Source organism: Agrobacterium genomosp. 13 str. CFBP 6927 (assembly GCA_900012615.1).
Taxonomy (GTDB): Bacteria; Pseudomonadota; Alphaproteobacteria; order Rhizobiales; family Rhizobiaceae; genus Agrobacterium.
On record LT009757.1, the window covers coordinates 2095521 to 2116456 of the forward strand.

Annotated in this window: 16 protein-coding genes; 10 read left to right on the plus strand and 6 right to left on the minus strand. The window is 60.0% G+C overall.

The annotated features are described in order from the left end of the window. Positions 1-32: 32 nt before the first annotated feature. A complete protein-coding gene (locus AGR13A_RS23800) occupies positions 33-1061 on the minus strand; it encodes an ABC transporter permease (RefSeq protein WP_080840002.1) in 1029 nt (342 codons plus the stop codon). A 205-nt stretch (positions 1062-1266) separates the two neighbouring features. Between AGR13A_RS23800 and AGR13A_RS23805 the strand changes: the two genes are divergently transcribed. From AGR13A_RS23805 to ligD, 7 genes are all read left to right on the plus strand, one after another. Beyond that, entirely contained in the window at positions 1267-1980 is a 714-nt protein-coding gene (locus AGR13A_RS23805; RefSeq protein WP_080840003.1) for a FadR/GntR family transcriptional regulator, read from the plus strand. Between the two features lie 66 nt (positions 1981-2046). Beyond that, positions 2047-3027 (plus strand): mannonate dehydratase, encoded by a 981-nt coding sequence (locus tag AGR13A_RS23810; protein WP_080840006.1) that lies wholly within the window; start codon positions 2047-2049, stop codon positions 3025-3027. A 123-nt stretch (positions 3028-3150) separates the two neighbouring features. Next, entirely contained in the window at positions 3151-4689 is a 1539-nt protein-coding gene (locus AGR13A_RS23815; RefSeq protein ID WP_374701891.1) for an ABC transporter substrate-binding protein, read from the plus strand. Positions 4690-5013: 324 nt separating this feature from the next. Beyond that, positions 5014-7356 (plus strand): bifunctional diguanylate cyclase/phosphodiesterase, encoded by a 2343-nt coding sequence (locus AGR13A_RS23820; protein ID WP_080840009.1) that lies wholly within the window; start codon positions 5014-5016, stop codon positions 7354-7356. Positions 7357-7561: 205 nt separating this feature from the next. After that, entirely contained in the window at positions 7562-7846 is a 285-nt protein-coding gene (locus tag AGR13A_RS23825; protein ID WP_080840011.1) for a hypothetical protein, read from the plus strand. After that, positions 7843-8670 carry a non-homologous end joining protein Ku gene (ku, locus tag AGR13A_RS23830; RefSeq protein WP_003499403.1) on the plus strand — a complete coding sequence of 276 codons (828 nt, stop codon included), beginning with the start codon at positions 7843-7845 and terminating at the stop codon, positions 8668-8670. Before AGR13A_RS23825 ends, ku (AGR13A_RS23830) begins: the two co-directional genes overlap by 4 nt. Positions 8671-8673: 3 nt before the next feature. Further along, positions 8674-11166, plus strand: coding sequence for a DNA ligase D (ligD, locus tag AGR13A_RS23835; protein WP_080840013.1), 2493 nt, complete (start codon positions 8674-8676; stop codon positions 11164-11166). A 3-nt stretch (positions 11167-11169) separates the two neighbouring features. On the opposite strand, the gene ku (AGR13A_RS23840) is transcribed toward ligD, so the two are convergent. The 3 genes from ku (AGR13A_RS23840) to AGR13A_RS23850 form a co-directional block, all read right to left on the minus strand. Further along, positions 11170-11961 carry a non-homologous end joining protein Ku gene (ku, locus tag AGR13A_RS23840; RefSeq protein WP_080840014.1) on the minus strand — a complete coding sequence of 264 codons (792 nt, stop codon included), beginning with the start codon at positions 11959-11961 and terminating at the stop codon, positions 11170-11172. 98 nt (positions 11962-12059) lie between these two features. Continuing rightward, the gene (locus tag AGR13A_RS23845) at positions 12060-13064 is read right to left on the minus strand and encodes an inorganic phosphate transporter (protein ID WP_080840016.1); all 1005 of its coding nucleotides are present in this window, start codon (positions 13062-13064) and stop codon (positions 12060-12062) included. Further along, positions 13064-13708, minus strand: a complete 645-nt coding sequence (locus tag AGR13A_RS23850) for a DUF47 domain-containing protein (protein WP_035224821.1) — start codon at positions 13706-13708, stop codon at positions 13064-13066. Before AGR13A_RS23850 ends, AGR13A_RS23845 begins: the two co-directional genes overlap by 1 nt. A gap of 113 nt (positions 13709-13821) precedes the next feature. Between AGR13A_RS23850 and AGR13A_RS23855 the strand changes: the two genes are divergently transcribed. Further along, the gene (locus AGR13A_RS23855; RefSeq protein ID WP_080840018.1) at positions 13822-14364 is read left to right on the plus strand and encodes an NUDIX hydrolase; all 543 of its coding nucleotides are present in this window, start codon (positions 13822-13824) and stop codon (positions 14362-14364) included. Between the two features lie 15 nt (positions 14365-14379). Here AGR13A_RS23855 and AGR13A_RS23860 read toward each other — a convergent pair whose 3' ends face one another. Further along, a complete protein-coding gene (locus tag AGR13A_RS23860; protein ID WP_080840020.1) occupies positions 14380-17532 on the minus strand; it encodes an efflux RND transporter permease subunit in 3153 nt (1050 codons plus the stop codon). 1 nt (position 17533) lies between these two features. Further along, positions 17534-18682, minus strand: coding sequence for an efflux RND transporter periplasmic adaptor subunit (locus AGR13A_RS23865; RefSeq protein WP_080840022.1), 1149 nt, complete (start codon positions 18680-18682; stop codon positions 17534-17536). 185 nt (positions 18683-18867) lie between these two features. Here AGR13A_RS23865 and AGR13A_RS23870 point away from each other — a divergent pair, with 185 nt between their 5' ends. Both AGR13A_RS23870 and AGR13A_RS23875 read left to right on the plus strand, forming a co-directional pair. After that, positions 18868-19542, plus strand: coding sequence for a response regulator transcription factor (locus AGR13A_RS23870; RefSeq protein WP_035224831.1), 675 nt, complete (start codon positions 18868-18870; stop codon positions 19540-19542). Continuing rightward, complete coding sequence (locus AGR13A_RS23875) at positions 19539-20873, plus strand: sensor histidine kinase (protein ID WP_080840024.1); 1335 nt, start codon at positions 19539-19541, stop codon at positions 20871-20873. The genes AGR13A_RS23870 and AGR13A_RS23875 overlap by 4 nt, the downstream gene beginning before the upstream one ends. Positions 20874-20936: the final 63 nt, after the last annotated feature.

Here is a 20936-nt window from a genome sequence, read left to right on the forward strand (position 1 = left end):
GCTCTGCACGGGATTGTTCTGTGTGATATCGGTCATCGAGCGACCTCCCGTGTCCGCGGGTCGAGTGTGGTATAGGCCACGTCTGCAAGGAAGTTCAGCATCATGAAGATGAAGCCGATGACGATCGTGGCTGCGAGGATCGCATTCATGTCGCCGATAAGCAGGGCATTCGTCATATATTGTCCGATGCCGGGCCAGGAAAAGACGATTTCGGTCACCACGGCGCCTTCCAGCAGGTTGCCATAGGAGATGGCGAGAACGGTGATCAGCTGCACCGCAATGTTCGGCAATACGTGGCGGGTTATGGTACGCGCCGGGCTCACGCCCTTGGCACGCGCCGCAATCACATAGTCCTGGCTGAGCTGCTCCAGGGTGAAGGCGCGCGTCATGCGGGTGATGTAGGCCATGGCCATATAGGCAAGGATGATCGCCGGCAGCATGATATGTGCGAGCGCGTTCCAGAAGATTTCCGTCTCACCCGCAAGGAGGCTGTCGACCAGCATCAGTCCTGTCTTCGGTTCGACGAGGCCTTCATAAAAGACGTCCACGCGACCGGGCCCGGCGACAAGGTTGAGGTTGGCATAAAAAATCACGAGCCCGACGATACCGAACCAGAAGACGGGTATCGAATGCCCCACCAGCGCAAAGACACGCGCGAACTTGTCGATGAACGTATCGCGGAAAAGGGCGGCGGCGAGACCGAGCGGCACGCCGATGACCGTGGAGATGATGATTGCCAGCGTCGCCAGTTCCAGCGTGGCCGGGAAGGCCTGCGCCAGGTCCCGCGTTACCGGTTTTCCGGTCAGGATAGCGATGCCGAAATCGCCGTGAAGCAGGCCGCGCAGATAGATGAAGAACTGCTGGTAAAGCGGCAGATCAAGTCCAAGCCGGGTCCGCATGGCTTCATAGGCCTTGGGATCTGCAAGCTCACCGACGATCGCCCCGACCGGGTCGGTCGGCATCACCCGGCCAATGATGAAGGTGATGCAGAGCAGGATGAAGAGGCTGACGACAAGTTGCAGGAAGCGATGTCCGAGCCCGCGCAGTGAAATTTCAGTCATCGCAGGTCGCACTTCCACCGGAAGACGCTGTCAGCGATGCCACGTTTTGAACCGCTCGCCGCGGACGCGCAATTCTACCTTGCAAAAACTTTTGATGGTACTTCATCCCAACTCCTCCCTGAGCTAACATGAAAACATATGACGTAACGCCACGTCATCATATGAGTAGCGAAGGGATTCGTTTTCTGCAAGAGGGAAGAGTGGCATGATGGGCGACAGGGAAAAGCCGCGGGAGCGGCGGGCACAGCAGATCATCGATAATCTCAGTGCAGAAATTCGCAGTGGAAAACTGAAGAACGGCGATCAGCTTCCCACGGAACCGCAGCTTGAGCGCACCTATGGCGTAAGCCGCACGGTGGTTCGCGAAGCGATCGCGGACCTGCGTTCTTCCGGTTATGTCATTCCCATCCAGGGCAAAGGCGTTTTCGTCAGCAATGCCGGCGAGTGGGCGGGTGTGAAGCTGACGCAATCCGAAGTGGGTACGATTGCGGAAACTCTGGAAATGCTCGAGTTTCGGCTAGCAACCGAAGGGGAGGCGGCGGCAATCGCCGCTTATCGCCGCACAGCCCAGCAGGAGGCGGCAATTTCCGCAGCCCATCGGAAAATGGCCCGGGCCATCGATGCGGGCGAAACCACGGTTGAGGCCGATTACGAATTCCACACGGCGATTGCGGTAGCAACCAACAATCGTTTCTATCTGGAGGCCCTGCGCCAGTTCGGCTCGAGGTCTATACCGCGCGGACAGTTTCCGACGCTGCCGGAAACGGGCAATGCGGATTATCTTCGCAAGGTGCAGGCCGAGCATGAGGCAATCCTGCGCGCCATCGTCGAGCAGGACCCGGATGTCGCGCGTAAGGCCATGCGCGATCATATGCTTGCAAGCCAGCGTCGGTACAGGTTGCTTTCCGAGGCGCAATAGCATCTCGACACTCATCTTATTTCATGCGATGTCGTATGATGACTAGCATGGAGAGGGAGAGAATCGATGTATGTCGGCACTCAGGTGGCAGCACGCGACGACGAGGATTATAAGGTTTGGGCGCAGCTTGGCGTCAGAAATATCAACGCCGATCCGCCTGGAGCGCCCGCGAGCTGGACCTTTGAGGATTTTGAGCGTCACCGTGACAAGGTCGAAAGCTTTGGTCTTGTCCTTGACATGGTGCAGCTGCCGCTGCCGTCTCGGCCCATCGAACAGGCCTCGTTTCCCGATATCCTGCTTGCGGGGCCAGAGCGAGACAGGCAGATCGATGCCGTTTGCAGGATGATTGAGGATATTGCGAGGGCCGGCATTCCGGCGGCGAAATACAATCTCAACCTCATCGGCATTCCGCGCACGGAAATGGAGCGTGGCCGCGGCGGTTCGCTCAATGAAGCCTGGCGCTGGGACAGGGCCGACCATGATGCGGCTCCGGGCCTTGCCGGTGTTCTGTCCGAAGATGAGAACTGGGAGCGTATCGACTATTTCCTCGAGCGCGTGGTTCCTGTTGCCGAAAGTAACAAGGTCCGCCTGGCGTGCCATCCGCATGATCCCTATACCCCGCCGGGTTACAAGGGTGTCACCCGGGTGCTCGGCACCGTCGAGGGCCTGAAGAAATTCGTGCAGATGCGGGAAAGCCCCTATCACGGACTGAATTTCTGCCAGGGATCGATTGGCGAGATGCTCGACAATCCACGTGAGGAGATTGACGAGATCATCCGCTGGTTCGGCAGCCGCGACAAGATTTTCAACGTCCACTTCCGCAACATCAGCGGCGGCAAGCTGTCGTTCATGGAGACATTCCCCGATGAGGGCGACATGGACATGGTGCGGTCGCTGAAGCTCTATCACGAACTTGGCTATCGCTACATGATCATGCCCGATCATGTGCCGACGATTGCGGGCCGCGATCCTGTCGGTGTCGCCTTCGGGTTCTGCTACGGCTATATCGCCGCGCTGATCGAGGCGCTCAATAACAATCATCTTTGACTGTTTCAGCCGGTTGGCGCGTCGTGGCGCCGCCGGCTTCACCCATGCAATTACCGATCTGTAGGAGGAGCAGGTATGAAAAAATCAATGATCCGTCTCGCATTCACCACCGTTCTGGGCGCCATGCTGGTGCAGGCGTCCCCGGTTGCAGCCAAGACACCCAATGACCAGCTCGTCGTCGGGACGTCGCTGGCCCAAGTGCTGTCACTCGACCCGCATCAGGCGACCGAAGCCAAAGCCAATGAAATCATGGCCAATCTTTATGATCGGCTGATCTCGGTCGATGGTTCGGGGAAAGTTTCACCGCAGCTGGCGGAGCGATGGGAGACGGATGACAAGGGCATCACCTTTCATCTTCGCGAGGCCAATTTCGCGTCGGGCAATCCCGTGACCTCGGCGGATGTCGTTTATTCGTTCAGCCGTCTTTTGAAGATGAACCAGGCGGCTGCCGCCAACCTCAAGCGTGTTGGTTACAACGCTGAAAATGTCGACAAGCTGGTCAGCGCCCCGGACGAAAAGACGGTTCGCATCGAACTGTCAGGCGAAACGACGTCCGAATTGCTGCTCTATCGTCTGGCCATGGTCATTGCCAGTGTCGTCGACAGCAAGGAACTCAAGTCCCATGAAGTTGATGGTGACTGGGGAAATGCCTGGCTGCGGACAAATTCCGCCGGTTCCGGCCCCTTCACGCTCAATCGCTGGTCGCCCAATGAAATCATCATCCTTGAAGCCAACAAGGATTATGTCGCCGGCGAACCGAAGATGCGTCGCGTCATCGTGCGGCATGTGCCGGAAAGCCAGGTGGAGCGCCTGATGCTGGAGCGAGGCGATATCGACATCGCCAGCGCGCTGACGGCCGCCGACCTTGCGACCTTCAACAACAAGGAAGGTTTCCAGATCCAGCGCGTGCCGACGGGCGGTTTCTATGTCCTGTCGATGAATGCCGGCAAGGAGCCTTTGTCCAACCCCAAGGTCCGCGAAGCGATTGCTTATGGCATCGACTACAAGGGCATGGAAAAGACCATCATGGGTCCATATGGCCGGGCGCGCACGGTGCCGGTGCCGGAGAATTTCGAATATGCCATTCCGAGCCCGGACTGGAAGCTTGACGTTCCGAAGGCGAAGGCTCTTCTGAAGGAGGCGGGTTATGAGAATGGCTTCACGCTCAATCTGAAGACCATTGCCCAGACACCTCGTATCGACCTTGCGACCGCCATTCAGGCATCGCTCAGCCAGATCGGCATCAAGGTCAATATCCAGCAGGGCAATGGTGCGGATGTGATTGCGGCCCACCGCGCCCGTGACTTTGATCTGCTCATGCCACAGACCGGCGCCTATATGCCGAACGTCCTTGGCTCCATGGAGCAATTTTCCAGCAACCCGGACAACTCGCTTGCCGCCAACAATGCCGGCAACTTCGTCTGGCGGTCGGCCTGGGACATTCCCGAACTGACCGCTCTGACGGCAAAGGCTTCACTTGAACCCGATGCCAAGAAGCGCGGGGAAATCTACACCGAGATGCAGGAAAAGTTCGTCGCGCAGAAGCCTGCGGTTCTGCCTCTCTTCGAGAGATACGAACCCATCGTCCTGACGTCGCGCGTCAAGGACTATGTCGGTCACCCCAGCCAGACGACCCGTCTGGAAAACGTGACGAAGCAGTGACAGCAGCCACATTCCTCAAAGACGCGACGGGCGGTTGATCTACCGCCCGTTTTTTATGGCTCTGTCTGGATGTGGGAATTGGCTCCCGTGCGCGCATCTTTCGGTTGTGCCAGCGATGACTGCCGCCGCCGGAAACAGGAACTTGCCACCGGCAGCCCTTGGCCCGGCCGCAAAAGCTCTCCCGGCTGACACGCCGTTTCCACCCGTTTCTGTGTCATTGCCGACAAAGACGCACTCTTATCAAGGGTTGCATTAGAGATTTATAAATAAACCAACTCCATAGTGCGGTCGTGAGCGGTTCTTCAGAGGCTGGGAGAGTGTGCCATGTTCACGGTTCTGGAATGCGTTGCCGTTCAGCACGATAGGGCGATCGTGCTTCTTGCAGCATCTATCTGCCTGCTCGGAATGCTTGCCTTTTTTCACCTTCTGTTGCGCGCGGAGGAAAGTCCGTCTGGCCGTAAGCCCTATTGGGTGCTGGTCGCCGCCTTTGCCGCAGGTCTCAGTGTCTGGGCCACCCATTTCGTCGCCATGCTTGCATATAAGGGCACGGTTCCAATCGGTTTTGATTTCCAGTTCACGGCTCTCTCTTCGATTCTGGCTGTTCTGGGGTTCTGGCTGGCGCTGAACATTCGCTCGAAGGCTAGCTACAGTCCCGTCATCATCGGAACGCTCGTAACCCTGTCGGTTGCCGTCATGCATTTCGTCGGCATGGCCGGAATGGATGTGGCCGCGACGATAAGCTACCGCTGGGGCCCAATCGTTGGCGGTTCTGCCGTTGCCTGGGTGTTTTTTCTTCTCGCCTTTTTCCTTTTCCGCCGTGGGGGCTCCTGGAAACAACGCATCGTCGCTCCGGCGGCATGTTCCATTCTGGCCATCTGCGCGCTGCACTTTACCGCCATGTCGGCCACGATCCTGTCGCCGGATCCATCCGTTTCCGGTCCTGATCCCGACAACCTCGCCAGACTGGTCATGATCGGCGCTGTCTCCGGCGTGACCTTCCTTATCCTGTCCACAACGGCCACCGCCGCGCTGGTGGACCGCTATCTTGTCGACCTCAAGGGTCTTGTCGATGCCACCCTGGATGGCCTTGCTGTCGTCCGTGATGGCAGGATCGTCGAGTTGAATACCCGCTTTGCCGGACTTCTCGGCAGCGACGAGGCGTCGCTGATTGGTAAAAATCCCGATGATCTCTTCAAGGCCATCGATGGGCAGCCGGCCTATCTGCCGCGCCTTGCACCGGTCGAGGCGATCCGCGAGCGCGGGGAGCGGGCGCAGGTGTTCGAGCTTGCCGTGCGCACCATCGAATATCGCGGCCACCCCTGTGAGGTGATGGCTATTCGCGATCTGACGGAGAAGCGGGAAGCGCAACGGGAAATCGAATATCTTGCGCGCCACGACGTGCTGACCGGCCTTTCGAACCGCACCATGTTCCAGACACGGCTTCGCCAGCAGATCGAGCATTGCAGTGAAGAAGATGAATTTGCGCTGCTGGCGCTCGATCTCGACCGGTTCAAGGCGGTCAACGACATATTCGGCCATGCCGAGGGCGACCGCGTGCTGAAAAGGGTCGCCGCCATTCTTGATGAATGTGCAAGGGCAGGCGATGTCGTCGCTCGTCTCGGCGGCGACGAATTCGTTATTCTGACTGCTCGTCATACCAAGTCGGAGGAGGCGCGTCTGCTCGCCGAGACGATCCTTGCCATGTTCGGGTTGAAAATGAATGCGGCCAACGATCCGACTGCCGTGGGTGTCAGCATCGGCATCGCCGTCTTCCCGCGGGATGGCCAAAACGATGAAAGCATCATGCATGCCGCTGATCTGGCGCTTTATCGCGCCAAGATGGGCGGGCGTGGCATCCTGGCCTTTTATGATCCGCTGATGGATCAGGAGGCCCGCGAACGCCGTCAGCTCGAGACGGATTTGCGGCTCGCCATCAACCGCAACGAATTGCTCTTGAATTACCAGCCTGTCCTTTCCGTCGAATGTGGTCAGGTCGTCGGTTATGAGGCGCTGGTGCGCTGGCAGCACCCGACAAGGGGCGTGGTGCCGCCGGACGTCTTCATTCCGATTGCCGAGGAAAGCGGGATCATCATTTCGCTTGGTGAATGGGTGCTGCGTGAGGCCTGCCGTCAGGCGAGCACCTGGGCGCCGCATCTGAAAATCGCCGTCAACGTCTCGCCATTGCAGTTTTCGCTGGCAAATCTCGGCCATGTCGTCTGCACCGTGCTGATGCAGACCGGACTGTCTCCGAACCGGCTTGAACTGGAAATTACCGAGGCGGCACTGCTGAAGGACCGCAAGGCGACGCTGATCATTCTCAACCAGTTGAAGGCGCTGGGCGTCGCCATCGTCATGGATGATTTCGGCACCGGTTACTCCTCGCTCAGCAATTTGCAGAGCTTCCCCTTCGACAAGATCAAGATCGACCGCAGCTTCATCGCCGCCATGAGCGACGACGACAATGCCCGCGCCATCGTGCGCGCGGTGATCGGCCTTGGCCGCAGTCTCGATCTGCCGGTGACGGCAGAGGGTATCGAAACGGATGCGCAATATCGCATGGTTGTCGATGAGGGGTGTGCACAGGCGCAGGGCTATCTCTTCGGCAAACCCGATGTTGCGCCCGCCGGCGCGGCAAGCACCCCCAATAGAAAGAAATATTCCGTTTGAGGTAGGGTGAGGCGGCGGCTTGTGATGCCGCCGGCCCACCGTCCTGCCATGCCAGCCTGAGGTCGGGGCCGTCGCAGGATTTGCCCGTCCGCATGTCCGATGGAACGAGGGGCAATCCGAATCGTTAGAGTCGCATATGGCGTCTCCCGCCAGGTCGAGGCGGGGTCCACGTGTCCTATCGTTTGAGGCGCCTCGGGGATTTGATATGAAACAGCAGGCAGAACGTTCAGACAGAAATGTTAAGCCCTTCGATGTTCGCGACCGGCTGATACTGGCGCTTTATGCGCAGCTGAAGGCCGAACGGCAAACCCGCGAGGCAATGGAGTGGGTGATCCGCAATGGCGGCCTTTCGCCCGAGGTGCTGGAGGCGATGGCATCCGACCCCGTGCCGGTGCTGGCGGAGGCGGACGTGCCCGCCATCGAACGTATTCTTGCCGCGGATCGGGGCAGAGAGCGATCCTCCCACAATGATCATGGGCGGCGATCATGAACCGGAGAGCGAGCTGGAAGGGTCATTTGAAATTTGCCGATTTCAGCTGTGAAATCGGCCTTTATGCCGCGCTCACCGCATCGGAGAAAATTTCCTTCAACATCGTCAACCGCAAGACCGGCCATCGCGTCGAACGGCAATATGTCGACAGCGATACCGGCGATGCTGTCGAGCGTGAGGATCAGGTCAAGGGATATGAACTCGACAATGGCGATCACATCGTCATCGAAGGAGACGAGATTGCGAAGTTGATGCCGGAAAACGACAAGGTCATCCGTATCCGGCATTTCCTCGGGCGCAGCGAGATCGACAAGCTCTATTTCGACAAGTCCTATTATCTTGCACCGACGCAGGAGGACGGGGAAGAGGCCCTGACGCTGCTGGCGAAGGCGATGGACGACGAGAATGTCGTGGCACTCGGCGAGGCGGTGCTCTTCCGCCGCAATCGCATTGTGCTGATCCGGCCAAGCGGCAAGGCGCTCGTCGCGACGACGCTGAATTTCAGCTACGAGGTGCGCTCGCAAACCACCGTCTTCAAGTCCATTCCGGATATAGAGTTCGATGACGAGATGCTGGAGCTTGCGGGCCATATCATCAAGACGCGCGCAGGCACCTTCAATCCGGCTGACTATAGCGACCGCTACAATGATGCCTTGGCGGAACTGGTGAAAGCCAAGATCGAGGGCCGGGAAATCGCCAAACAGGCGCCGCGCAGGCAGGACAACATCATCGATCTCAAGGAAGCCCTGCGCCGCAGCGCCGGGGCAGCCGGCGACAAAAAGGCTGCGGGCGCGGCACGCAAATCCCCCCGGAAAGCGAGCTGATCCATGGGGTTGCAGACCTACAATGCCAAACGCAGTTTCGACAAGACACCGGAGCCGAAAGGCGCGAAGGCCGAATTCAAGGGATCGAGTTTCGTCATACAGAAGCACGATGCCCGCCGCCTGCATTACGATTTCCGGCTGGAGATGGACGGCGTCCTTAAAAGCTGGGCGGTAACGCGGGGGCCGAGCCTCGACCCGGAAGACAAGCGCCTTGCCGTGCATGTCGAGGACCATCCCTTAAGTTATGGCGATTTCGAGGGTGTCATCCCGAAAGGACAATATGGCGGCGGCACCGTCATTGTCTGGGATCGTGGGATCTGGCACCCGATCGGCGACGCGAAGAAGGGCTACCGCAAAGGCCATCTCGAATTCGAACTGGAAGGCGAAAAGCTCAAAGGCCGCTGGCACCTTGTGCGCATGCATGGAAAGCCCGGCGAAAGCCGCGAGAACTGGCTGCTGATCAAAGGCGACGACGAGGAGGCAAGGCATGATGGCAGTGTGGATATACTGGAGGAGCGGCCGGAATCGGTAAAGACCGGGCGCAGCGTTGAGGAGGTTGCGGCCAGTCCGAAGGACACCTGGAATTCCAAACCCGTATCGAAAAAAGCCGCAAGCTCTTCCTCGGGGCAAAAGCAGGCTCACGCCCTGCCCAAAGGCGCGCGCAAACAGGCGTTGCCATCCTTCGTGCCGCCGGCGCTGGCGACGCTGAAACCCCGGCCACCCGAAGGTTCGCGCTGGCTGCATGAGATCAAGTTCGACGGCTATCGCCTGCAGGCCCGTATCGACCATGGCAAACTACAGCTTTTGACCCGCACCGGATTGGACTGGACCGAGAAGTTCGGTGACACCGTGGCAGCCGCGCTCAAGGCGCTGCCGGCGGAAACGCTGCTGATCGACGGCGAAATCGTGGTTGAGCGGGAGAGCGGCGCCTCGGATTTTTCGGCCTTGCAACAGGATTTGAGCGAAGGGCGCAGCGACCGCTTCGTTTTTTACGCCTTCGACCTGATCTATCTGGATGGCACGGATCTGCGTGGCGCGGCGCTGATGGATCGCAAGGCGCTGCTCGAAAAGCTGCTGCCCGCCGGCAACCGTCATCTTCGCTACAGCGAACATTTCGAGGAAAACGGTGGGCTTGTGCTCGACCATGCCTGCCGCCTCAGCCTTGAGGGTGTCATCTCCAAGGTCAGGGACAGCAAATATGTCTCCGGTCGCAAGGGCAGCTGGGTGAAATCCAAATGCGCGATGCGCCAGGAATTCGTGATCGGCGGCTATACCCTGTCTTCCAGTTCGGACCATGCCATCGGCTCTCTGGCGCTCGGGGTCCATGAGGACGGCAAGCTGCGGCATGTCGGGCGCGTCGGCACCGGCTACACCGCTGAAGTCGCCGAAATGCTGCTTGGCCGCCTGACGCCACTGGACAGGAGGGAGAGCCCTTTTTCCGAAAAGCTGACGGCACTTGCCCGCCGCGACCTCCATTTCGTCCGGCCGGAACTGGTGGCCGAAGTGGAGTTTCGGGCATGGTCCGCGGATGGCAATCTGCGTCATGCATCTTTCCGGGGCCTGCGGGAGGATAAACCGGCGGGGGAAATCGAACGGGAGGAAAAAGCAGTGTCGGAACAAGGGACGCCGCAGTCAAAGATCAAGTTCACCCATCCGGACCGGCTTTATTGGCCGGATGACGGCGTGACCAAGGAAGGGCTTGCCGATTATTACACGCAGGTCTGGCGCTATATGGCTCCTTTCGTCGTCAACCGCCCTCTGGCATTGCTGCGTTGTCCCGAAGGGATCGACGGGCAGCGTTTTTTTCAGAAACATGCCTGGCGCGGTGTCAACAAGGCGATCGAACAGATCAGGGATCCGAAGGACAAGGCTGGCGAACCGCTGATCCGGATTGCCGATTTCGACGGCATGATGGCGCTGGTGCAATCCGCCGCGCTTGAAATCCACCCATGGGGCGCGACAACCGCGAACTGGGAAAAGCCCGACATGATCACCATGGATATCGACCCCGGCGAGGATGTGTCGTGGCAGGAGGTGATCGATTCCGCACTGGAACTGAAACGGCGTTTCGAAGAGGCCGGCCTTGCCGCCTTCGTGAAAACCTCCGGCGGCAAGGGACTGCATGTCGTCGCACCGTTGAAACCGGAAGCGGGATGGCCAGCCCTGAAGGCCTTTGCAAAGGCCATGGCGGATGACATGGCCATGGCAGAGCCGGAAAAATACCTCTCGGTGGCAACCAAGGCGAAACGCCAGGGCCGCATCTTCCTCGATTATCTGCGCAATGGCAGGGGCAATACGGCTGTCGCGCCCTATTCGACGCGTGCCCGGCCGGGGGCCGCCATTTCAGCGCCAATCGAATGGGCGGAACTCTCCGGCGAGATCGGTCCGGCGCATTTTACCGTCAAAAATATCGCGGCGAGACTTTCCAATCTGAAGAAGGACCCATGGGACGGCTTTTTCGCCGCCGCCCGGCCGCTGCCGAAAAAGGCGCGCTGAAGGCTAGTTTCTTTTGTCTGCGGCGAGGCTTTTCTTCAACGCATCCATGATGTTGATGACATTGCCGCCTGCGCGCGCTTTCGCGCCGGTCTTCTTTTCCGGGGAGGGGGCAGCCTTGCTCTTGGTTTTCAGCAGGGCGCTGATCTTTTTCTGGATCGGATCCTGCACCAGTGTCGGCTTCCACCCGGTCATCTGCTTGTCGATGCGTTTCTCCATCGCGTCCAGCAGTGGCTTTTCGATCTTCATCTTCGGGTCCAGCGCGTCGATGCTTTCGCGCACTTCCTCGCCATAATGCAGCGTCCAGAGGATGATGCCCTTGCCGGAAGGTTCCAGCAGCACCGCCCTTTCATGGCGATAGAGAACGAGCCGGGCGATGCCGACAACACCATTCGCCGACATGGCTTCCCGGATGACGCTGAAGGCTTCCGCGCCGATCTTGTCCTCCGGGCGCAGGAAGTGGGGACGATCGTACCAGATCCAGTCGATGGAACCCGTGGGAACGAAGGTCTTGATGTCGATGGTGCGGGTGCTTTCGAGCGCCACGGAATCGATCTCGTCATCCTCCAGCAGCACATAGTCATCCTCGGCGCGGGGGAAACCCTTCACCTGGTTTTTTGCAGCCACCGGCTTGTGGGTGACGCTGTCGACATAGTGGCTTTCGACGCGATTGCCAGTCTTGCGATTGAGAATATGGAAGCGGTATTTGTTGCTGTCGGTGGTGGCGGGCGTCAGCGAAACGGAGGCCGTCACCAGTGACAGCTTCAGATAACCTTTCCAGAAAACCTGCCGTGCCATGATCCACGATCCGCTTCGTCGCCCCTGTCTCCCGGATCAAACAGCCACAGGGTGGCTTTTGTTCCGGGAGCCTTGGCAAATCGCAAGCGGCTCAGGTGTCAGCCGAACAGCGATGTCAGCCCATAGACGGCTGCGGATATGAGGGCAGCGGCCGGCATGGTCACGACCCAGGCGATGACGATGTTGCCGGCAAGGCCCCAACGCACCGCCGAAACGCGGCGGGCGGCGCCGACGCCGATAATGGCGCCCGTGATCGTATGGGTGGTCGACACCGGAATGCCGAGCCACGTTGCGCCGAACAGCGTCAGCGCACCACCGGTTTCGGCGCAGAAACCCTGCATCGGGTTCAGGCGGGTGATTTTCGAGCCCATGGTGTGCACGATGCGCCAGCCGCCGAACAGCGTGCCGAGCGCCATGGCCGACTGGCAGGAGATGACCACCCAGAACGGCACATAGAAGCTGTTGCCCAGATGCCCCTGGCTGAACAGCAGCACGGCGATGATGCCCATGGTCTTCTGCGCATCGTTGCCGCCATGGCCGAGAGAGTAGAGCGAGGCGGAGATGAACTGCATGACGCGGAACGTGCGATCCACCGCAAAGGGCGTCTGGCGTACGAACAGCCAGGACACGGCGAGAACCAGCAGCAGGGCCAGGAAGAAGCCGATGGCGGGCGACATGAAGATCGCACCCACGGTTTTCAGCAGACCCGACCAGACGATGGAATTGAAACCGACCTTGGCAAATCCCGCGCCGACGAGACCGCCGATCAGCGCATGCGACGAGCTGGAGGGGATTCCGAAAATCCAGGTGACGATGTTCCAGACGATGGCGCCCATCAGCGCCGCGAAGATGACCTGCGGCGAAACGATGCCGGGATCGATGATGCCGGTGCCGAGCGTTTCGGCCACATGCAGGCCGAAGAACAGGAAGGCGATGAAATTGAAGAAGGCCGCCCACGCCACCGCATATTGCGGGCGCAGCACGCGGGTGGAGACAATGGTGGCGATGGAATTTGCGGCGTCGTGGAGACCGTTCAGAAAATCGAAGAACAGCGCGATGGCGATGAGGCCGACAAGCAGCGGCAGTGCAAGCGCGACTTCCATCAGACGTTCTCGATAACGATGCCGCTGATCTCGTTGGCCACATCCTCGAAGCGGTCGACGACCTTTTCGAGTTCGCCGTAGATCTCGCTGCCGATCATATAGGCCATGGCATCGCCGGCGGCGCCATGGCGCCGGAAGAGGTCCTTCAGACCCTGATCGTGAAGCTCGTCGGAGCGGCCTTCGACGCGGGTAACTTCTTCGGCAATCGCCGACAGGCGCTGCGCATTGGTGCCGACCTTGTTGAGAAGCGGGATGGCTTCGGCAATGAGGTTTGCCGCACGCACGATTTCATGGCCCATCTCCCGCATCAGCGGGTCGAATTCGGTTTGCTCGAACAGGCGAATGGTTTTGACCGTCTTGTGCATCATGTCGATGGCGTCATCCATGGACTGGATGAGATCCTTGATGTCGCCACGGTCGAAAGGTGTAATGAAGCTGCGGCGCACGGCAAGCAGAACGTCGCGGGTAATGTCGTCCGCCTGGTCTTCGAGGGCGACGATGAGGTCGCAGTTTTTCTCGACGTCGACGCCGCTCAAAAGGTGGTCCAGAGCTGCTGCCGCCTTGACGACCGTTTCCGAATGTTTGCTAAACATGTCGAAGAAACGGTCCTCGCGCGGCATCAGCTTGCGGAAAATGCTCATCATGCGAATTGGCCCTCAATGGCGCTATTTATGTTGTGGGGGGTAATTGTCATAAAACTGTCATAAATGCACGCGGGGCATTGATGCAACCCGGAAAATCAGCACTATCAACGGATATGAAATCCACGAAGAAAAGCCGGAAAGCCCGCCCGGCGCGTCCCCTGACATTACTTCAGCAACTCGCTGCTGTTCCCGAAAAGCTCTTCACCGGCGCTTTCCGGCAGCAATATGCCGCCCTGTGCTTCCGTTATGGCGGCAGCGGCGAAGAGATCGAAATCCTTGTCGTCACCTCCCGCGTCACGGCGCGCTGGATCATTCCGCGCGGCTGGCCGATGAAACGCAAGAAACCGCACGAGGCGGCCGCGATCGAGGCATGGGAGGAGGCGGGCGTGCGCGGCCGGGTCAAAAAAGATGCGGTCGGCCGCTACACCTATCTCAAGATGCTCGACAATGGCGATGTCGTTCCCTGTGTCGTGGATGTCTTCCAGATCGAGGTGACCGGGGAAGAAACGAGTTTCAAGGAGCGCGGCGAACGCCTCGTGGAATGGGTTCGCCCGGACGAGGCGGCAAGACGCGTCCGGGAAATTGAGCTGAAGTCGCTCCTGGTCGATTTTCGCCCGAAGGGCAAAAAGAAGCGCCAGACGGAGGACAGGCCCTGACCGCAAATCCTGTGGTCAAGTCTGCGACGGTGATACCGGATGGTCTGCCAATCCGGTTTCGCCCGTCTCATCCGGCGCTTTCGGCAGCAGGCGGGCGAAACGCCGGGTGATGCTGTCAATATAGGACAGGATCACCGGCACGACGATCAGGGTGAGCAGGGTGGAGCTGATGAGGCCGCCGACCACCGCATGCGCCATCGGCGCGCGCTGCGCCCCGCCACCGCCAATGGCGAGACCAAGCGGGATCATGCCGGCGATCATTGCAAGCGTCGTCATGACGATCGGACGGAAGCGGATGACGCCGGCGCTTGCGAGCGCCTCGTTCAGCGACAGTCCCCGTTTTCTTTCGCGATTGGCGAAATCGACCAGCAATATGCCGTTCTTGGTAACGAGGCCCATCAGCATGATGAAACCGATCAGCGAGAACATGTTGATCGTGCTGCCGGCCACCATCAATCCGAGGATGACGCCGATGAGAGACAGCGGTAGCGACGCCATGATGGCGAGCGGTTGCAGGAAACTGCCAAATTGCGAGGCGAGCACGATGTAAATGAAGATGACCGCCATGACGAGCGCCTTGACCATGTGCCCAACCGTTTCCTGCATGGTTTCGGCTTCGCCGCCGAAGCGGATGCGGTAACCGTCAGGCAGATCGCGGGAGGCGGTCAGGCTCTGCAACGCATTTGTCACGTCCCCAAGCGTGCGGCCGCTGACATTGGCCGAAACCAGCACTTCGCGTCGGTTCTCGATGCGGCGGATTTCGGCGGGCGCCGGCACGGTGGCGATATCGGCGACCTGATCGAGACGCACCATCTGCGGTGCGCCGTTCGATGCGATGCGGCTGGTCGCAATCATCAATTCACCGAGTGCCGTCATATCGGAACGCCGCTCACCGGGCAGGCGCACGACGATGTCGTAGCTGTTGCCGTCGGCATCCGTCCATTTCGAGACGTCCTCGCCAGCGACGAGCGGAGAGAGTGCGGCGGCCAGATCGGATCTGGAAATGCCAAGATCGCTTGCCGCATCGCGTTTGAGACGCACGGAAAGGATCGAGGTCACGTCCCTGGCGCTGGAGGTCACATCAACGAGGCCGGGGATTTTTTTCATGTCTTCCATGAGACCGGTGGCGATTTTTTCAAGGACGGCCCGGTCGTCGCCGAGGATGCTGAGCTGCACCGGACTTTCGCCGCCGCCCAGGCCGTTCTGCAGGATCGTGACTTCAATGCCCGGTATGGCCGACAGGCGGTTGCGGATCGGCTCGGCCAGCGAGACCGGGGTTCGCGTGCGCGCTGAAAGCGGCACCAGCCCGACCTGAATGGCGGCGCGATGTTTGCCGGCGGCACCGCCGGTATTGACGGTGGAGTAAACCATCTCCACCTCCGGGAATTCCCTGAGCGCCTTCTCGACCTGCCGCACTTTCGCCGTCGTGTAATCCAGCGAGGAGCCGACCGGTGCGGTAATATTGATCTGGAAGCGGCCCTCATCCGTATTCGGCACAAATTCCGTGCCGACCAGCGGCACCATGAACAGGCTGCCGACAAAGATGCCCACCGTCGAAAGCAGGGTGATGAGCCGGTGGCGCAATGTCCAGCCGATCGCAAGCCGGTATCGCTCGGCGAGCCATTCGAAGCCGCTGTCGAAACGCGCGATCAGCCGGCCGATCAGGCCACGCCGGGCGTTGGGTTGCGAATCCGGATCGTACCAGAGGCTCGACAGCATCGGATCGAGCGTGAAGGCGACGAAAAGCGAGATCAGCACGGCAGCCGACACGGTGACGCCGAACTGGTAGAAAAACCGGCCGATAATGCCATCCATGAAGGCGACCGGCAAAAAGACCGCCACGATGGTTGCCGTTGTCGCGATTACCGCAAGCCCGATTTCATTCGTGCCGTCGAGTGCCGCGCGGATATGGGATTTCCCCATATGCAGGTGGCGGGTGATGTTTTCGCGCACGACAATGGCGTCATCCACCAGAATGCCGATGGAAAGCGTCAATGCCAGGAGGCTCAGCGTATTGAGCGTAAAGCCGAGCAGATCGATGACCGCGAGCGTGCCGATGATCGCAATCGGCAATGTCAGCCCGGTGATCACCGTGCTGCGCCAGGAATTGAGAAACAGAAAGACGATGGCGACGGCAAGGGCGGCTCCCTCGATCAGGGTCATCTGCACCTGGGTGACGGATTCCCGGATGGGAACCGAAGAGTCCGTAACGATGCGCAATTGCACGTTTTTCGGGGCGAGCTCGGCATTGAGCGCTTCGAGGCGCTGCCTCACATCCGTCACGACCTGAACCGTATTGGCGTCCTGAACCTTGACGATGTCGATCGCCAGCGCCGTCTGGCCATTATAGAGGGCGCGGTTTTCAGGATCGGCGGCGCCTTCGGAGATCGAGGCGACATCGCGAAGGTAGATGGCCGCGCCGCCACGCCTTGCGACCACCATGTCCAGCAGCGCCTGCGGGTCCTCGATGCGGCCCCGCACCTGCACCGTGCGTTCTGAAACAGTGTCGATGACGCTTCCAGCCGGGCTGTTGCCGTTGCCGGTGCGCAGCGCGTTTATCACGTCATTGATGCCCACCTTGAGCGCGCGCATGCGCGTGTCGTCGACCGTGACATCGATCTGCCGCTTGCGGGCGCCGACCAGCGTTGCCTGCCCGACGCCGGCAACGGTCGTCAGTTGCCGCAATACCTTCTGGTCGGCAAGGGTGCTGAGCGCGGGTACGTCGAGCGATGTCGAACTGATCGCCAGAGACAGGATCGGCTCGGCGGCCGGGTCGAACCGCGAGATGACCGGTTTTTTGACATCCTCGGGGAAATTCGCCTCGATGGCGGCGACCTTGTCGCGCACATCCTGCGCGGCCGCGGCACTTTTAACCTCGAGCTTGAATTTCGCGACGACGACGGAGCGTCCTTCGTAAGAGGTCGAGTTGATCTCGTCGAGGCCGCCTATGGCATTCAGCGCATCCTCGACCGGTCGCGTCACTTCCGTCTCCACCGTTTCCGGCGTGGCACCCGGATAGGCGGTGACCACGACCACGACGGGAACGTCGACATTCGGATATTGATCGAGCCCCAGCCGCTGCAGCGAAAAGGCGCCGATGACCAGAAGCGCCACCATCATCATGGTTGCGAAAACGGGATGGGCGACGGATATGCGGGTCAAGAACATCTCAGCCTGTCTTCTCGATGGTGACAGCCATGTCGGGCTGCAATTCGGGAAGCGGCGCGGTCAGGATCGTTTCACCGTCGGTCAGCCCTGCGCCGATCTCGATCAGGCTGCCGCCGTTCCAGCGCGGCCCCACCGCCACCGTCTGGCGGCGAAGATGGCCGTTCAGGACCTTGAGGACGTGGTAACCGGTCTCGTCCTTGCGAAGCGCGATTGCGGGAACGACGAGCGCATCGTTCTTTTCGCGCACGAGGATCGAGCCGCTTGCGAACATTCCGCCCCATAATTGCCCGTTGCGATTGGCAAACCGCAGGTAGACGGTGACGAACCGCGTACCATCCTCGGCAACCGGGCTGATGCGCTCGACGGTGCTTCTGACGGTCTGGCCGCCGAGGCCGTCAATCTCCAGTTCCGCCGTCTGGCCAAGGGCGACACGTGGAATGTCGCGTGTGGCGACGAGAACCTTCGCCTCCAGCATGCTGGTATCGACCAATGTGAGAAGTTCGCCATCGCCCCCGACACGAGACCCCGGCTCGGCCAACCTGCGGGTGACGGTGCCATCGAAAGGCGCGCGGATTTCGGCATTGCGCAGGGCAAGGCGGGCGATATCCACCTGCGCCGAAAGGCTCTGGACCCTTGCCGTCTTCACCACGACATCGCTTTTCGCCTTGTCGAGCTGTTCCGCCGACGCGACATTTTTCGAAGCAAGCTGTTCGGTTCGGGTCAAAGCCTGCATCGCCAGCGTCAGCTCGGCCTCGGCCGCATCGCAATCGCTTTGGCGCAGCAGCAGCGTCGATTGCAGCTCGTCGGTTTCGAAACGCACGAGCACGTCGCCCGCCCGCACCGCCTGTCCTTCCCGGACGTTCACGTCGAGAATTTTTCCGGCCTCGCGGGCGCGGATCACGACGCGGCTGACAGGCTGAAGCTCGCCGCTGATGCTGAGCCGCTCCGCCATCGCGCGCGTGCCGATCTTTGCTATTTCCGCTGCCGTCAGCTCGAACGGGATGCCGGCCGGGCTCATCGAGGCGGCCGCGACAATGCCCTTGGCGCGCTCATTTGCATCGACGCTCCCGCGCGCGGGGTCGAGCGCCGTGACTACGAGGGCGCAGCCTGCAAGCGCTATCCCCGCCTTGATCGTTCTCTTCATCCACATACCATAATCCTCCAGGCAAAACGCATCCTGAGACCGCTTGTCGCGATCATGTCGCCTGTCTTGCAGGCTGATGGCTTATGGATAGGCCCCCACAATTGCAGCAGCATTACCCTGCCGCGCGGTCCTTGCCGCAATACTGCCGCAACCTTTCTGGCAGACAAGGGATGGCGAAGGGACGGTGGTGAATGAGACTTCTATTGATTGAAGACGAACAGGAAATGGCGGATGCGCTGACGGCAACGCTCGGCAGGCAGGGCATCGTCATCGACCATACGGTGTGGCTCGGCGATGCGATGGAACTGACGCGCCAGCATGTCTACGACGCCATCCTGCTCGACCGTCGCCTGCCCGACGGGGAAGGGCTCACCTTCATTCCGCAGCTGCGCCGGGCCGGCATCGACACGCCAATCATCCTGTTGACGGCAATGAACGAGCCGGAAGAGCGGATTGCCGGACTGGACGGCGGGGCCGACGACTATCTGGGCAAGCCGTTCCTCGTCGGCGAGCTTCTGGCGCGGGTGCGTGCGGTTCTGAGACGGCCGGCAAGTGTGGCCCCAACGCAGGTTGCGGCCGGCCGGATCGTGATCGATCCGCTCCACCTCAGCGTCACGATCAATTCGATGCCGTTTGACCTGCCAAGGCGCGAGCTCATGATACTGGTCGCTCTGGCGAAACGAAAAGGCAAATCCGTGCTGCGTTCGACGCTCGAGGCTGCGGTCTACAATTACGAGGAGGAAATCCAGTCCAATGCGCTCGACGCGCATATATCGCGGCTGCGAAAACGACTGCTCGACGCTTCGGCAGGAGTTAGCGTGCACAATATTCGCGGCGTCGGTTATCTCCTGAAGGAAGAGCGATGAGCGCGCGAGGCAAATCCAACCCTTCACTATGGTGGCAATTAAGCTGGCAGCTCAGCATCGTCGTCGCCGCCATGATCGCCGTGGTTATCGTCGGGCTCTGTGTTTACGGGTTAATGATCCTTTCTCCGAATATTGCGCTCTGGGACGACCTGTCGGCAACAATTGATGAGTCGCTTTCACTCGATCCGGAAAATGGACTGGTCGTTACCGATGGCCCGACGCTGCAGGCCTTGAAGGCGCAAAACACAACCCTCTGGTTCGTGGCGTCGACGCTGGATGGGCGGGTAGCGACCTATGGTGCCGTGCCAGCCGTTTATGCCGATTTGTCGCGATACCTTTATCTGATGACAGATGCTGATATTCGCGGCGGTAATGGTATTTCCGAGACCGCACTGGTTGAAAGCATGGAGACGAGGTGGGGTCCTGTCAGGGTCATGTTTGGTGGAACTACGCATGTCAGGGCGCAGTTTCTGACGCTTCTTACCGAAACCTACAAAATTTACGTTCCCTTGCTGGCCGTCATCCTGCCGGCCGTATTCTTTTCCGTTCCCCGTATCGTGCGTCGAGCGCTTGCCGGTCTTAGTTCCGTCGTCAAAAAAGCTCCAGAGATCGATCCCCGGCGTGGCGGTTCGAAGCTTCCCGTCGAAGATGTGCCGCGGGAAGTCGTGCCGCTCATCCTTTCCTTCAACAGCATTCTTGAGCGGCTGGAGGAGCAATTCCGGGCGCGGCAACGGTTCCTTATCGACGCGGCGCATGAGCTTAGAACACCGATTGCCATCATGCAGACCAGGATAGAGGGCTTACCCGGGCCGGAACGGCAGCGTTTGATGGCGGATGTCGCCCGGCTTGGCGAAACCGCCGAGCAGCTTCTTGCCTTCGAGCGAAACGATCAGGTGAACGACCGGCGGGAGACGGTGGACCTTGTCGAGATGGTGCGCACCGTCGTTGCCGATCTCGCGCCGCTCGCGCTCTCGGCGGGTTACGACATCTCCTTCGACACGCAGATCGCGCGATACGAGATGCAGGCCAACCCCTTCACCTTGCCGCGCGCGATCAGCAATATCGTCCGAAACGCCATTGATCATGGCGGAAACAGGGGAACGATCCATGTGTCGGTGCTTGCAAATGGCGAGATCGCCATTGCCGATGAAGGGCAGGGAATAGCCGAAGACCAGCAGGAACGGATATTCGAGCCATTCTATCGCGTTACGCCGCGCAGCACGGGAGCGGGGCTTGGCCTCAGCCTCGTCAAGCAGATCGTCACCAACCACAATGGCCAGATACTGCTGGAAAGCAGCGCCTTCGGAAGCACCTTTCGGCTTCGCTTCTGACCGCGCCTGCCTGCCGGTTTTCGCAAGGGGCGATTGTAATGTTGCCGCAATTTTTGCTGTCGT